The organism is Paenibacillus marinisediminis, assembly GCF_054343325.1.
In genome coordinates this window covers 377,768-393,581 of the sequence record NZ_JBTGUH010000002.1, presented here as the reverse complement: position 1 = coordinate 393,581, position 15,814 = coordinate 377,768, and the positions used below count along the sequence as shown (strand labels likewise).

The following is a 15,814-nucleotide window of genomic DNA, read 5'->3' as shown; positions in this document are numbered from 1 at the left end:
CGCCTATTGTGATTATGAATGTTTATATGCAAGTAATTAGCAGTTGAAATCGCTTGATACCTATCGGAGAATAATTCGTCTATAAATAGTAAAAATAGAGATAAATTCCAATACTTGAATTAGAATAGACAAAGATTAGTCCTATCATTCGAAATCGAGGTATGCAAGTGCGATCCGCTTTTCGCCTCAGATTACTCTCCATCTCTCCTTTCTAAATAACACATCTGACCACTAGAACCAGCATAGCAAACGTCTATTGGAATAAGACTTCTATATCAGACCTTCACTAATACGCAAACGCTTTCAGTAGCTCAAATAAAACATTTAATGGAAGTTTATGTGATAGAAGCATAAGTCGATGATTCGTTGGAGGAGGTGAAAGCTCTTCAGTATGCTGCAGCACTAACACATCTATTTCGTTCAGTAGAGTAGAAAGAGTATTCCATTAAAGGAGGCGTCTCGATTGAAAAATGTAACTAAAAAATCGTTCGTGCTGTTAGTCTCTGCTATCATGCTGTTCTCAATTCTTGCAGGCTGTTCGGGCTCTAGTTCCAGCACCAATGGCAGTGAAGCGAAGTCTGATACTTCAAGCAATTCAGGCACGACTGGCAGCACGACAACACCAGAGAAGAAGGAAGAGCCAAAAGAAAAGGTAGTAATCAACTTCTGGCATACATACACAGATGCCGATGCGGGTCCGATCAACCATGTGGTTGAGAGCTTTAATAAGAGCCAAGATAAAATAGAAGTAAAGATTCTTGGCAATCAAGATCCAACGAAGCAGCTGACAGCTATTTCAGGCGGAGCGTCGCCTGATGTTGTTATGACGTATTGGAACAATATTGGACCGTGGGCGACTGCAGGTGCGGCGCTTGATCTGTCCGATTATATCGCGAAAGACAAGTTTGACGTGACTACTATGATTCCTGCGGCTATGGAACGTATGCAGATTAACAACAAGTATTACGGTATGCCGTTCACGATGAGTATGGCTAATACACTGTTGTACAACAAGAAGTTGTTCGAAGAAGCAGGGATTACTGCACCTCCAGAAACGTTGGAGCAGATGTTTGAATATGCCAAGAAGCTCACGAAGAAGGATGATAGCGGCACTATTACACAGATCGGCTTCATCCCAGACTACCCTTGGATTGATAATGTGTTCTGGCCAGCTATCTTCGGCGGCTCTTGGTTTGATGAGAGCACTGGCAAAGTCACGCCGAATGCTGAAGCTAATGTGAAATCAATTGCTTACCAGCGTTCGTTCTACGATGAGTTCGGTCGTGATCAAATCGACAAATTCAAGTCGGGAATGGGGAAGCGCGGTACTCCACAAGACCCGCTCTTAACAGGTCAGCTAGCAATGTTCATCGGCTGGGAGTATCACTTTAAAGAAGAGCGCAAGGAAAACGGTACAATAGGTTCAGCGCCGTTCCCATATCCAGAAGCCAATCCTGAATTAAAAGGCTCCGGCATGGTTTCGCCTCGCGCGATCTTTATTCCAGCGAAGGCTAAGCAAGCGGATGCCGCATGGGAATTCGTCAAGTATATGATGTCAGCTGATGCTCAGGTGCAATTCGCGCTCGAAGCAAAGGTTATTCCAACGCTGAAGCCAGCTCTTGACGACGCTCGCCTGAAGGTTGAAGACAACAAATTGATGTGGCCGTACTTTGAAGCAGCTAAGAGTGAGAATCTGAAAGGCTTCCCGAACAGTGCGTACATTAATGAATATTTGCAATCGCTATCCGAAGAAACAGAGAAGGCGTTGAAAGGCACGCAAACTCCGCAAGAGGCCATGGATAAGGTAGCGGCGAAGATTCAGCTTCTCGTAGATAAGAAGTAATAAGCTTCAAAGCAAACGAGTGGATCGGTTCGTACGATCCACTTGTTTACATCAAGAAAGGGGGCGGAATGATGAAGGACACCAATAGCAATGCTGTCGGCGTACGCAAACGAGAACGTAAAACGCTGCTCATCGGTTTATTGTTCACGGGTCCATGGATTATCGGATTCCTTGTATTTCAACTGTATCCAATTCTTGCTTCTCTGTACTACAGCATGACGGAATACAATTTGTTCTCGCCACCCAAGTGGGTAGGGTTCGAGAACTATAAGAATTTGTTTCAAGACGATAAGTTTTACCTGTCTATGTATAACACGCTATATATAACGGTGCTTGGCGTTATTCCTCATATGGCGTTTGCGCTGTTGATGGCTTTATTACTGAACGCCAAGGTGAAGGGTCAAAGCATCTATCGTACCATTTATTTTCTGCCGACATTAGTTCCAGCGGTTGCCGGCTCTTTGCTATGGATGTGGATCTTGAATTCACAGTACGGACTTGTCAATATGTTCCTATCGTATATTGGTATTACCGGACCGAATTGGCTCATCTCGCCGGATTGGACGAAACCTTCTATCATTATGATGGGCTTCTGGGGAACAGGCACAATAACAGTTATGTACTTAGCTGCACTTCAAGAGGTGCCGAAAGTCTTTTACGAGGCTGCTGAGATCGACGGTGCCAGCAAACTGCGGCAGTTCTGGAGCATTACGCTGCCGGCAATCTCACCGATGACACTATTTCAACTCATTATCTTATTAATCGCTTCATTTCAATACTTCACAGAAGGCATGGTGTTTGCTGAAGCGTCACAATCAACCGGCGGGCCGGAGAACTCACTCTTGTTCTACTCGATCTATCTGTACCAGCAGGCCTTCTCATTCCTCAACATGGGCTATGCGTCTGCGATGGCCTGGATTCTGTTTGCCGTCGTGATGTCGCTATCGTTAATTATATTTAAGACTTCAGCACGATGGGTTTACTACGGAGGTGAAAAGTGATGTCTGAAGCAGTGCTTACAACCAAGATCACATTCGCCAAAAAAAGACGGTCAGCTAAACAAATTACGGCATCCATACTTAAGCACCTCATACTCTGTATAGCAGGAATCAGCTTCCTAGGGCCGTTCTTCTATTTACTGTTAACCTCCGTGAAATCCATCGACGATATATTTGCAGTACCATTTGTATGGTGGCCTGACCAAGTGTACTGGTCGAACTACTCTAACGCGGTCAACGCGATACCGTTTCTTCAATACACCTTAAATACACTTTTCATCGCGTTGATGTGCGTATTGGGTGAACTGTTTGCCGCTCCTTTAGCAGCTTATGGATTAGCTCGAGTACCATTCAAAGGCCGCAATGTACTGTTCATGATAATGATGGGGACGATCATGCTGCCGTCACAATCTACGATGGTGCCGCTTTATGTGCTCTACAACAAGCTGAATCTGGTCAATACGTTTTGGCCACTCATACTGCCAGCCTTTTTCGGAGCCGCCTATTATATTTTTTTACTTCGTCAATTTTTTATGGGAATACCGCATGAAATTACGGAATCTGCTAAGATCGATGGTGCTTCTGAGTTTCGCATTTATTGGCAGATGATACTGCCTTTGTCGAGGCCAGCGCTCTTTACTGTGGGGCTGCTCGTATTTCTGTTCTCATGGAAGGACTACCAGATGCCGCTCATATACTTAAATGACCCTGCTAAATGGACATTGTCTGTAGGGCTTAAAGCATTTATCGGCGAGTATCAGATTGAATGGGGGATGCTGATGGCTGCGGCAGCACTGTTTACGATCCCGATCGTCATTCTCTATTTCTTCGTGCAACGAGTGTTTATTCAGGGCATTACTTTGACAGGTACAAAATAATAGCTATTTACAGGTTGAAGGAGATGATCGTGATGAAGCAGCTAGTTTCTTCAGTTATTCGTGAAATGAGACCTTACTTTGACAACTTATTAAGAAATGACCCTGAAACGGGCTCGCTCTACATTGTTGATGAAGAGTTAGGCGACCGGGCAAGCTGCGGCACGACGGGGTTAACGGCTTGCATCTATTCCGCAGACGGGTTGCTGCATGGAGGAGACGGCTTCGAGATCGCTCACCAGTTGATGAAGGAAGTTAGACGCCGTCAACTCTCAAGCGGAGCGTTTGGCCAGCCGTTCTACGTGAAAAAGGGCGATCCTGTTACGGTCGATATCGCGGAGATCGGGGCAGTGGCGAACAGCTTATATCATGTTTACAAGATAACGGGCTGCGAGGATGCAAAGGAAAGCTTAATTCACTCGGTTGAATACTTGCTGACACAGGTTGCCAAGCAGAATCCAGCTGTCATCCTAAAGCGTCCGGGCGAAAACTTTGATGTGCTGAATGGCGATATGTATGCGGCTCATGCGTTCGCGAGAGCGTACCAATTATCGGGCAATCCCGAGTATCTAGAGAAGGTCAATCAGGTGTTTAAGCATCTCATAAACCGATTCGGTAAAAACACCCCGGGCTGGTGGCCTTATATTGAGAATTGGGATGGCACAGTCGTTATGGGGAACAGCGTTATGTATCAGGCTACGATCATCGCATTTGCCCATACTGCGCTGCCATTGTTGTCGAAAGAACTGAGAGAGGAGTGGAGCCGTGTCTCAGATGAGGCGCTGGACACAATACTGACAGCGATACGCAATCCGCCAAACGATGAGACAGAAGCGCCGTGGTGGGCAAGAGATTGGGATAACGGTTGGGAGCTGCACATGTGCTTATCGCGTGACTCCGCAGACCCAGATATTCAGGAAAGAGGCAAAAACCGTTTTCGTGAAGTGGCTTCAATGATTCAGGAACAAGGGATTTCATTGTTCAACCCGATCGTGAAAAATGATGATCCTGATCGAACACCGGTTTCGACGACATTCCGCAAAGCTTCCGGATTCGCTGCAGTTGTCTCCTATCTGCTCCTAGATGACTGGCAATACGAGACCGCTGATACTCATGCTTAGATAAGGAGCGTGTACATGATGAAGCAAATTGTCGTTAAACAGCATCAAGCAGTATTAGAGGAAACAGATGCTCCATTTTTGGCTGATCATCATCCTCTTCGTGTGCTTGTGAAAATAAAATATTCTTGCATCAGTCCTGGAACAGAGCTTAATCTCATCCATCACTCAAATGTACCGGATGGCTTTAAGCTGGGATACAGCGCGTCGGGTGAGGTCATAGAGACAGGAAGTAAGGTAACGGATCTGAAGCCTGGCGATCTGGTTGCCTGCTATGGCGGTCCTTATGTCTACCACGCCGAGCAATTATCCGTGCCGAGGCAGCTATGTGTAAAGCTGTCTACTCGTGAAGCTATGCGGGAAGCGGCGCTTGTAGGCCTCGGTTCTGTCTCTATTCATAGTGTTCGCCGTCTCTCCATGCAATTTGGCGAGACAGTCTGGGTAGTTGGGCTCGGCTTGCTTGGGCAGCTCATCGCGCAGGTATGTCAGCAGGCCAACTATCAAGTGTTCGCTACGGATATGAATCCAGCTCGAATCAAACTGGCTGCCGATCTGGGTATCGACGCTTGCTTGGCTAGCGACGAACAAGTTGAAGAACGAATACGACAGTTTACTGGAGGACATGGTTTCGACAGCATTGCACTGGTGGCTCATTCCACAAGCTCCAAGATCATAGAAGCATGCATGCAGAAGCTTGCGTTCCGAGGGAAGTTTGCTCTAGTAGGCAACGTTCCAATAGAGTTCTCACGCGAGCTGTTCTTTCAGAAGGAAGCGGATTTCTTCATTGCCAGAGCTGCGGGACCAGGCAGATATGATGAGCAATATGAAGATCAGGGCATCGATTATCCAAGGTCATATGTTCGTTGGACCGAAGGCCGTAACATGGCTGAGTATGTTCGCCAAGTAGAGAAAGGTCGGCTTCGGATCGAACCGCTCATAACGGATGAATATGATATCAATGATGCACCAGCAGCATACAGAGCGCTGAAGGAGGACGTGAGCCATGCGCTTGGAGTGCTGATTCGATATTGAATAAGGCGATTGCCCATTCTTCTTCATGTTTCCCTCCTGAAATGGAATAGAATATGATTGAAATATGTCATATTATTCTATTTAATGGAGGAAAAGTATGTTGATGTCAAACGATGCTCGCGCTTCGGACTCATCAAGAATACGAATTGGAATTGTCGGTCCAGAGCTTCAACTCCCAACGATGGCGCACTGTCTTAGTGCCTTTCCATCATTCGAGCCTCTCATGAAAGGGTATCGCAAGGAAGAGGATGCAGACAAGCTTGCATTAAGTCTTGTAGGGAAGGTAGAGGTGATTGTGTTTACCGGACCAGTACCTTATCAACTAGCGATCGCACATCAAACACTGCCGCTGCCCTTATTGTTCGTTCCGCTCTCCAGCTCTGTGCTCTATCGCAGCTTGCTCCGTTTGGATCGATTGAGCGGTGATAGATGTTATTCGGTGGACACATTGAGCAAAAGTGTACTGAAGTCTGCCTTGAAGGAGCTTGGAATTGCGAATACGGAATGGCCTGTCTATGAAGGCGATCCGTATCCTACTGTGTTCGAGTTGGTTCAATACCATCTTGCAGTCTACCGCTCTGGACATTCACACGGAGCACTAACATCTGTGCGAAGTGTAGCCGTGCACCTCCGTAAAGAAGGAGTCCCATGCGAATGGATACAGCCATCGGAGCAGGATATTATCGTGACACTGGAGCGGGCGCTCCTCTCTACTGAATGGAGAAGAAATAAAGAAGCACAGATCGTAATCGGCTACATTCATATTTCTGAAAGTATGAAGCAAATACCAGATTTACATACGGAATTAGAGGATAAACGATCTAAGGCAGACATTCAGCATATTATTTTGAATTTTGCTAAGAGTCTGGAAGGACATATTCAGCAGTTGAATGAACGAGAGTATATGTTGGTTACCTCTAGAGGGATTTTTGAACGTGAAACTGGCGGATACAAGTATATTCCGTTATCAAATAAGGCTCAGCATCAAAAGGTTAATGGTCACAAGATCAGCATCGGCATCGGATTCGGGTATACGGCAGGGGATGCAGGGAATCATGCTAGACATTCGCTGCGCCTTGCGCTAGATAGCGGAGGTGAGACTTGCTTTATCGTGCGAGAAGATGCAAGCATAGTTGGACCACTGGAAATGTCTATACCCAATGAGTTCAATCTGTCGCTGGTGGATACCGAACTAATAAAGCGAGCTGAAGCAGCGGGTATGACCTCCTTGTATCTGAGCAAATTAATGGCGCATACTGTGCGCTCTGGACAACTGGATTATTATGCTCAGGAGCTGTCTGAAACGTTAGGTGTAACCGTACGCACTGTTCATCGTTTCTTGCTGGCTTGGACGGACGCTGGGCTAGTAGAGATCATTGGTGAAGAGAAGGGCGCTTCCAGAGGAAGGCCTAGGTTAAGATATCGGATAAGCTTCCTTAGCAAGTTGGTGCGATGATAGCATGATTGTTCATAGCTGCGAACGCTATGGAAATAAATCAAGGCAATCTGAAGGGATGATAATCGATGTTGAAACGGTCATTGGCGCTGCTGCTTGTGGCGGCGCTCACAGCTTCAATCAGCTTCACGGCATCTGCGAAGGCGGAACAGGATCTACAGCTTGTTAATCTCGCTTTAAACAAGAACTATACAATCGAAACGCCTTATCCGGTAGATACACTGTTTGGAAAGACAGAAAGCACACACGCGGATGACACAGACAAGCAATTGACAGATGGTGAGTACGGAGGCACGGTATTTTCCAACAAAGCGTTTATCGGGAGATTGTGGCAGGGAAGCCGTATCGTTACGCTTGATTTGGGTGAGGTTGCCACCATTCAGGAAATTTATCTCAATGTGCTGCAGGACAATAAGAACGGCATCTTCTTTCCAGAGTCTGTAGGCTTCTCACTCTCAGCTGACGGGAAGAAGTGGCAGCAGTTGGAGGACGGCAGAAGTACTAAACCAACGACTGATAACGGCCCTCTTACTCAAAAGATCGGCATCACGAACATTGACAGATCAGCTCGTTACGTGAAACTGGACATTCCGGTTTCGTCGTGGCTGTTTATGGATGAGCTTGAAGTGATGGGTACACATGGCGATTCTGGTCGCAAGCTGCATCATACCCAAGACAAGTCGAAGAAGGATGACGGATATCCGAAGATGGGCTCTAAAGAGAGCGGCAGGATTGATAACCAAGTGCTTCTGTACACAGGGGAATGGCAATATGAGCCTAAAGATTGGATTTCATATACGAAAGAGGATCTAAAGCCATACGTTTCATACGTAGATCAGGATATGAAACGCAAGGATTATATGTTTGACGGCTTCTTATTTCTGCCGTATGGTCCGCTATTAAACGGCGCGAACTTTGCTGCCAACACGGGAAAGCCAACGAATAAAGAGGATTGGATTAAGCATCTTGACCGCTTGTTCCGCAGCGACTATGAGTTAGGTGCGTTAAACCAAGCGGTAGGCGAGGCGAAAGCTGATCTTAAGAGGAACAATTATGAAGCCAAAGTATCGATAACGATTCCGTATCCTCGAGTGGATCAGAGCAATTTCGGAGATGTTGATGGTGATGGCATCAATGAGAATATGAACATTAAGGAAATCGGCGAAGAGCAAGCCTTGATCAATCGCCAGAAGGTCATTAAATGGTATATTGATGAAGTGAACCACCGCTGGGATGAAGCTAATTATAGCAATTTGAAGCTTGCTTCGTTCTACTGGTACAGCGAGTTTGTATCACGTCAAACGAGTGTGAATGAGGATGAACTGCTGCAATGGACTTCGGAATACGTACACAGTCAAGATCTTAGATTTCAATGGATCCCTTACTATTTCGCTCGCGGCTGGAGTGATTGGAAGGAGAATGGCTTCGATACTGCGCTTATGCAGCCGAACTATATGTTCCACAATACGACAATCGACCGTTTGGATTCGATAGCACAAGCGGCGTACGAACACGGCATGGGAGTAGAGATTGAAATGAACGATGCTGTACTGACGGACCCGAATCTGCGCAATAAGTATTACGCTTATCTGAATAAAGGTGTTGAGCACGGCTATATGAAATCTTTCAAGGCCTTCTATCAACAGGTCAAAACGTTGAAGAAGGCAGCGGAGTCGACGGATCCGGATGCTCGTGCGGTATATGACAACACCTATAAATATTTAACGGGGAAGTACCGTCCATAATGATGGTTCATGCGAGAAGCCGAAGGGATAGCCCTTCGGCTTTATTTCATCTTAAGTGATATCTTCTACGGAATGAGGATCTCTGCTCGCTCTGGAGAACAGGTACAAGACTGCGCCAATTGCCCCAGTTGTTCCGCAGATAATATCGAGCATCGTGTCCGTCAAACTGCCATTTTGCGAATTGAGTCCGAATAAATGGTCGACAGTAAACTCATAAATTTCCCAAACTCCAGCCATAGCAACAGAGAAGAAGAAGGAGAACCCGATCACGATGTTGGAAGGCAGGCTGCTCAATCCTTTACGCTTAGCCATCTTGTTCAAGATGAACTGTCCTGTGAAGAAGAGAATAACTCCAGACAGCAGGTGTTCGATCTTATCTAGATGAGGGATGAACGCATACATTCCAAATAGGTTGGCGATCATCATCGTGAGCGCGATAAAGATCAGCACCGAGAATCGCAGTGCGGGAGGAAGTTCACTCTTGGTCCACACGATTAAGCCCCTGAAGATCAGCAGGACAATAATGATGAGACCCGCTTGAAAACATTTGCCGTAAGCTCCAGTTACACCAAAATAAATAATTGATAATCCACATATCACATATAGAAACATTTCAAAAACATCATTAAACCTATGATTTCTCGAGATATCTTGTTGCATAGCAGTTCCTTTCTCCTGACTGAACTTGTGTGATTAAATCTTATCCTAAGCCATTGAGCTCGGTCAAATCTAACGATTAAGCATCTTAAATATTGTTAACAAGCAATTCAACGGCTATCCCTATCAGGGAATCTCAGTGGAATGATTATAAGGAATCGATTCAGCATACAGGTGAGACTATTCCTCGTTTTTTATCATTTGATGCGAATCCAGAATCATGGTAAATTCTTTTGTGTGAAATAAAACAGATGGGAGCTCGATGGCATGAAGGGTGTTCGGACAATTATTTCTGGGCTGTTGATGATCGCAGCTTTGGTCGCCGCACAACTGTATATTGGTATACATGGCTGGTATTTGATTAAGGAGTGGTTTCCGAATACAGAACCTTTGATCTACTGGTTCATGTTCATGTTAATTGCCTTCGCATATGCAATTGGTGTTGTACCATGGCCTAGACATGTGCGCCCTGCTGCTAGATTGTTTAAAGTGATAGGTTCATACTACTTGGCGGTATTGGAGTTCGCTCTCATTCTGTTGCCGATCGTTGATGTGGCCTATTGGATACTGAAACTGACAGGTAAATCTACAGCGGGTTATGTATCTTTCGCGGGGGGCATCGTAGTAATTATTCTCATAGCAGTTCTATTGTGGGGATCGCGTAATGCGTGGAGCACTGCGGTTAGACGACATTCGATCGTGATCGAGAAGGAAGTGCCTAAGTTATCGAAGCTCCGTGTCGCGGTCGCATCCGATATTCATCTGGGCAACATCGTGGGCAACCGTCATTTGAAACGATTAGTTAACCGCATTAATGAAATGGAGCCGGATCTCGTTCTTCTGCCTGGAGATGTGCTTGATGACAGCATCGAACCGTTCTTGCGCAATCGGATGCAGGATACGCTGAAAGGGCTGAAGGCGAAGCACGGAGTGTATGCAGTACTCGGCAATCATGAGTACTACGGGAGATCGATTAAGCAGTATTCAGCAGTTATGAACGAGATTGGTATTCGCGTATTGCAGGATGAAGTTGTAGAAATAGCAGATTCCTATTATGTGATCGGACGGAAGGATCGCACTGCGGAGAGGATGGATGCGAGAGGTCGCAAGAGCATCGCAGCCTTGACGGAGGGACTTGATCAGTCGAGCCCTATTATCGCGATGGATCATCAGCCAAACGACTTTGGGCTTGCTGCCGAGGCGGGAGTAGACCTATTGCTGTGCGGACATACCCATAGAGGACAGTTCGTGCCTAATCATTTTGTGACGAGACGAATGTTTGAATTGGATTGGGGTTATATGCTGAAAAAGAAGATGCACGCTGTTGTTTCTTCTGGATATGGCACATGGGGACCGCCTATTCGACTGGGCAGCCGTTCTGAAATTGTGGAGTTGAATATTAGCTTCAAATAATAGTTAGACATTCTTAAATATTATCTTGAGACGTATGTACAATAAAGAACTTCGACATACTAGCGGACCGTAGCGCCGTTATTTGACCCAAATAAGCGGTTTAGTGCTAGTTTTGAAGCAAATAGCGTCATCTGTGTCCGCTCAAGCGCGGGTCATACAGCCTTACTATCACCGTCTGTACTATCGGACAAAAAACCGCTGATCCAGTCTCATCGACTAGGTTAGCGGTTTCTGTTGGTGAAGAATCAAAGAAGGGTTGTCCCAAAAGAGATTAGAAGAATGACTTTTGGGACAGCTCCTTGATTTTATTTACTCGTTAGTTTTTCTGTCCGCGGACTCATCCTTGGATTGGTAAGCAATGACGACGATCTTGCTTCCGGCTTCATCGGATATCGACTCTTCAAAAGTCTTCAGCTTCATGATCATCGACTCGTCCAATGCTGCGGGTTGAAAGTCTTGTGTATCCATGTTTTGCGCCTCCATATGCGTTTTTTCACATGGCTATTGTTTGCATAAGAGCGCCATAATACTCTATCTCGCGAATAAACAACTTCGGAGATCACGATGATGGACGTCGGTGACATTCGGGTCTCGGAGTGATTTCTGATATAATGTTGAAGAGTATAGCGATAAAGGAGAGATCTCATGAAGTGGATAGCTGAGCAGCCCTATTATAAAGTCGAAAGGGTAATGTCCAGCGTTGAACAGAAGACGGTTGTGTATGAACGTACCATGTACTTATATCAAGATAAACTGGTGACACAACACCGGGAATTTGATATTCAGAACATATTCGATATATCTTACCGAAAGCTGGGGGCGGATGAAGGCATACTGTATCTGCACACCAAACAGGGTGTATTTACTTATTCTTTGAAGGCCGATCCCTCGCTCTTTATCAAAGAGTATAAAGGATTAAATTCGAATAGCTGAAGCACTTGGAAGATGTAACAAAGCCCGCGCCTTTATCGCGGGCTTTGTCTATGTGTTGGGATATCCGTAGTTTTATTTAATGCAGATCAATTATTAATTTGTTCAATAGAATAGAAACTCTAGTGGAACCGGTTAACATAAGGAGTGATATGTAATTCTACACTTATGTGAACAGGTGCTTATTTCACGAATGAAATGTGATAAACTGGGATTAATGCTAAGATAGGGCAGATCTATCGATTTAATAGAGTGGCTCCAAGTTTTTTAATTAGGCTAATTAGCAGTAGAAGGTGATTGTAATAATGTGCTGATGATGCAGATAAGAATAGAGGGGAAGCAGTCAAATATAGGTTCATATCAACTAATACATGCAGGAGGTAAATCGGTTTGATTGAAATAACAGAAATGTTCGTTGACTCGTTAGCGCCAAACAGTGCAGCCATTAAGAATGGCCAAGGCCTCGTGAAAAAGGGAAAGTTCCTACATCTACATAAGTCTGAAGATGATGTTGTACTTTTTGGAGAATGCAGCGGCAGCGGGAGCTCGAATTATTATCCTTCCGCTGATTTTGTTGTGCAGGAGAAGCCTGTTATGCGCTGCACTTGTCCAAGTCGGCAGCTTCCTTGCAAGCATGTTCTAGGGTTGCTCTACGCCTATGTCAATAAAGGAGCATTCAATACCGCAGCTATTCCCGAGGATCTTGCTGCGAAACGGGAGAAAGCAGAGAAGCGTGAAGAGCGCAAAGCTCAGCAAGCAGAAGCAGGCACAGATTCGAAGCCTAAGAAGACGAATACAGCTGCACTCAAGAAGAAGATTACAGCTCAATTAGAAGGCCTAGATGTGCTGGAGAAGCTGCTGCAATCGGTCATTCGAACCGGACTTGGTACGATCGATAAAAAAGCTCTTAAGGATATGGAGGCCCAAGTCAAGCAACTCGGGAATTATTATTTAACAGGAGCGCAAGTTGAATTAAGAAGATTAGTGGTTCTGCTTTCTTCAACAAGCAGTCAGGAGGAATTGTACACCCTAGCTGTGGAGCAGCTATCGCGTATGCACGCGTTAATTAAGAAGGGACGTGCGCATCTAGCAGCGAAGCTGGAGACTCCTGCTATGGCGCTAGATCATGAAAGTACGATCGAAGAATGGCTGGGACATGCATGGCAATTAACCGAGCTGAAGGAGCTTGGGCTAATGACGGAGAACGCGGAATTGATTCAGCTGTCATTCTTCAGCTATAACGATGAAGCAAGACAAGAGTATGTAGATGTAGGCTATTGGATTGAGAAATCCACTGGCGACATACACCGAACGATTCAGTATCGACCGTATAAAGCGGCTAAGTTTATTCGTGAGGATGACAGCTTCTTTGAAGCTGCGGTTATCCCTTCTTTATATCGTTATCCAGGTGATCTTAACCGAAGAGTGCGATTCGATGAAATGACAACTCGACCGATAACGCAGGAGGATCTCAACCAGATCGCAGCATGCGCGCAACGTTCCTATACAGAAGCAATTAAGCTGGTTAAGAATCAAGTGAAGAACCTGCTTGCAGATAAGAATCCGGTTCTTCTGCTGCATGCTGCAGAAGTGAATCAAACCGAACATGGCGATTATGTAATGGTTGACGAATCGGGTCAGCAGCTGGCGCTCGGATATACCGTCATCACCGATCACGATGCGTTGTCCTTGCTGTCCAGCATCTCTTCAGATCTACTAACTGATGCTGCGATGCTCGTTATGTTTGAGCATCAGCTTGATACTGGACGACTGGTAGCACAGCCACTGACGATACTAAAAGGTTCAGAAATCATCCGACTTCTTTATTAGTTTTCGATGAATCACATTCTCTAAGGAGGTAGCTGGCGTTATGAGTACAGCATTATTGCTAGAGCTTCATCAAGAAGTTAAGCGTCTCTATATAGCGGGTAGCGACCTGGCCGCTGAAGATTATCGATTAAAGCGTTTATTGCCGCAATTTCAGCAGCTTGGGGAGCGCGCTTCGATATTTAAACGATTAGGGGAAGGAATTGCGGCTGTTATAGAGCCGAATCCGACAGAGGCATTATCGACCGTCCAGCAGCTGCAGGATCTCAATATGCTACTGAGCTCCGTACTGCATACACAAGGGGTGACGAAGCCAGAAGGTGAGCTGCGTGAAGTGTGCAGCCGCCCCCTATCATTATCAACGAATCTATCCTATCGCAAGCTGAATGCGGTACAAGAAGCGTTGACGACTAGTGGCAGCGGACGCTATGAGATTGTCAAGGAGGCATTCGAGGCTGGGATGTTTCAGGATCTGCGTCTGGTACAGCTCGCGATTGAAGCGCTGAATGATCCTTATTCAGAAATTGCGGATATGGTTATGAGGGATATCCTTCCCTCCTACGGACCACAGATCCTTCCGTTAATCACGAAAGATCTCGATCCTTCCGGCGGTAGGAAAGAAGCAAGAAAACTGAATGTTATTGCAGCCGTAGGCGGCAGCGAGGTTCTGGAGCTGATCTATCAAGCGGCAGAGTCGGGTTCTGATGAAGTTCGCGTGACAGCTATTCAACAGCTTGCTGGTCATGAACAGTACGAAGCCGAACTGCTCAGATGGAGCAAGGATAAGCGCAAATCGATCCGCGAAGCGGCTTATCAAGCACTTGCCGAGAGCGGGTGGACCAATGCGGTTCTGCGATTGTATGAAGCTTTTTCAAGTAAAGATAAAGAGCTTGTCGTTCCTGCACTGCGAAAATGTCAATCTGGTGAGCTTACGAAGCAGCTGGTTGAAGCTTTGGCTGCTGAGCTGAAGTCAGCTGAGGATATGCAGGATAATAAGGCGAAGCTGGATGAGATATGGGATCAGGTTAGACTGTGTTTGCAAACCTTGTATGATAAGACCACTCCAGAGCTCAAGAAGCTGTTTATTTCGGTGCTTCAGCAATATTCGTTCTATATGAATAAGCTTGGGTGGAGCCATCTGATCGATAAAGCGATGAACTATCTGGTGAATGAAGGCTCTGAGGAAGCGAGGGAACTGGTTCGAAGCACGGTGGAACGCAACATCATCTATTACAGAAATAGCAATCAGTACTTGCATGACGTGTTCAAGGACGCCTATGCTCATTTATCTCCTGCGCGAGTATTTGAACAATATGGGGAAATACTGCAAGGTCAAGCACATGCAGTGAACCGTAAATCGACCAAAGAATCTGAGCGGCTGCTTAGCACGATCTTAGATATTGTAAGTTTCCGAAGATATAAGCAATTCCCTAAACCATGGGGCTCATCTGCAGATCAATCTATCTATACTTATGTGGTTGAAATGATCCCTCCTCATATTATTGAGATGCAGTGGGATCCGCGTTGGCTTGATCTTTTTATCCAGCATGATCAATATGAGTTGGTCAGCGTATTTGCAAGACCTGGGCATCAAGAAGCAGAACGATACCTGCTGCGTAAGATCCAAAACAATCCTGAGTTCCGTAATCGCTTCTTCAACGTTCTATTGATGGGCTTGGAGCGAGCAGGCGTATCCACTAATGATCGTCAAGAGCTGTTGATGAACGCGCTAGAAGATGAGCGCAATTCGAAATGCACTTTGATCGAACCGTATACAATGCAAGAGCTGTGCGGTCTTTCAGCTTCTTATGCTGATCGAATTCGCGCGGTACTACCGAAGTTCTCAGATGAAGCTGAAGATCAGCTTCACTATGTGATTCGCATGATGCAGAAGTAATGAAGTAGATAAGGAGAGGTGTA

General features: G+C 45.7%; 13 protein-coding genes. 11 read left to right on the top strand and 2 right to left on the bottom strand.

The window, feature by feature from the left end:
* Positions 1-463: 463 nt before the first annotated feature.
* From ACXX53_RS07530 to ACXX53_RS07500, 7 genes are all read left to right on the top strand, one after another.
* Complete coding sequence (locus ACXX53_RS07530) at positions 464-1,843, top strand: ABC transporter substrate-binding protein (protein ID WP_458568013.1); 1,380 nt, start codon at positions 464-466, stop codon at positions 1,841-1,843.
* Positions 1,844-1,914: 71 nt separating this feature from the next.
* A complete protein-coding gene (locus ACXX53_RS07525; RefSeq protein WP_458568012.1) occupies positions 1,915-2,844 on the top strand; it encodes a carbohydrate ABC transporter permease in 930 nt (309 codons plus the stop codon).
* On the top strand, positions 2,844-3,719 hold the full coding sequence (locus ACXX53_RS07520; RefSeq protein WP_458568011.1) for a carbohydrate ABC transporter permease: 876 nt from the start codon (positions 2,844-2,846) through the stop codon (positions 3,717-3,719). Before ACXX53_RS07525 ends, ACXX53_RS07520 begins: the two co-directional genes overlap by 1 nt.
* A gap of 32 nt (positions 3,720-3,751) precedes the next feature.
* Complete coding sequence (locus tag ACXX53_RS07515) at positions 3,752-4,837, top strand: hypothetical protein (RefSeq protein WP_458568010.1); 1,086 nt, start codon at positions 3,752-3,754, stop codon at positions 4,835-4,837.
* Positions 4,838-4,852: 15 nt separating this feature from the next.
* Positions 4,853-5,866: a zinc-dependent alcohol dehydrogenase gene (locus ACXX53_RS07510; protein ID WP_458568009.1), complete on the top strand. Its 1,014-nt coding sequence runs from the start codon at positions 4,853-4,855 to the stop codon at positions 5,864-5,866.
* A 97-nt stretch (positions 5,867-5,963) separates the two neighbouring features.
* A complete protein-coding gene (locus tag ACXX53_RS07505) occupies positions 5,964-7,322 on the top strand; it encodes a hypothetical protein (RefSeq protein WP_458568008.1) in 1,359 nt (452 codons plus the stop codon).
* A 68-nt stretch (positions 7,323-7,390) separates the two neighbouring features.
* Positions 7,391-9,067 (top strand): DUF4855 domain-containing protein, encoded by a 1,677-nt coding sequence (locus tag ACXX53_RS07500; protein WP_458568007.1) that lies wholly within the window; start codon positions 7,391-7,393, stop codon positions 9,065-9,067.
* A 51-nt stretch (positions 9,068-9,118) separates the two neighbouring features.
* Here the strand turns inward: ACXX53_RS07500 and ACXX53_RS07495 are convergent, their stop codons facing one another.
* A complete protein-coding gene (locus ACXX53_RS07495; protein WP_458568006.1) occupies positions 9,119-9,727 on the bottom strand; it encodes a hypothetical protein in 609 nt (202 codons plus the stop codon).
* Positions 9,728-9,991: 264 nt separating this feature from the next.
* Here ACXX53_RS07495 and ACXX53_RS07490 point away from each other — a divergent pair, with 264 nt between their 5' ends.
* Positions 9,992-11,137 (top strand): metallophosphoesterase, encoded by a 1,146-nt coding sequence (locus ACXX53_RS07490; protein WP_458568005.1) that lies wholly within the window; start codon positions 9,992-9,994, stop codon positions 11,135-11,137.
* Between the two features lie 309 nt (positions 11,138-11,446).
* Here ACXX53_RS07490 and ACXX53_RS07485 read toward each other — a convergent pair whose 3' ends face one another.
* Positions 11,447-11,605 (bottom strand): hypothetical protein, encoded by a 159-nt coding sequence (locus ACXX53_RS07485; RefSeq protein ID WP_458568004.1) that lies wholly within the window; start codon positions 11,603-11,605, stop codon positions 11,447-11,449.
* 177 nt (positions 11,606-11,782) lie between these two features.
* On the opposite strand from ACXX53_RS07485, the gene ACXX53_RS07480 reads away from it, so the two are divergent.
* The 3 genes from ACXX53_RS07480 (at position 11,783) to ACXX53_RS07470 (ending at position 15,791) form a co-directional block, all read left to right on the top strand.
* The gene (locus ACXX53_RS07480) at positions 11,783-12,070 is read left to right on the top strand and encodes a hypothetical protein (protein ID WP_458568003.1); all 288 of its coding nucleotides are present in this window, start codon (positions 11,783-11,785) and stop codon (positions 12,068-12,070) included.
* Positions 12,071-12,457: 387 nt separating this feature from the next.
* A complete protein-coding gene (locus tag ACXX53_RS07475; protein WP_458568002.1) occupies positions 12,458-13,897 on the top strand; it encodes an SWIM zinc finger family protein in 1,440 nt (479 codons plus the stop codon).
* Between the two features lie 40 nt (positions 13,898-13,937).
* Entirely contained in the window at positions 13,938-15,791 is a 1,854-nt protein-coding gene (locus ACXX53_RS07470; protein WP_458568001.1) for a HEAT repeat domain-containing protein, read from the top strand.
* The last annotated feature ends 23 nt before the right edge of the window (positions 15,792-15,814 follow it).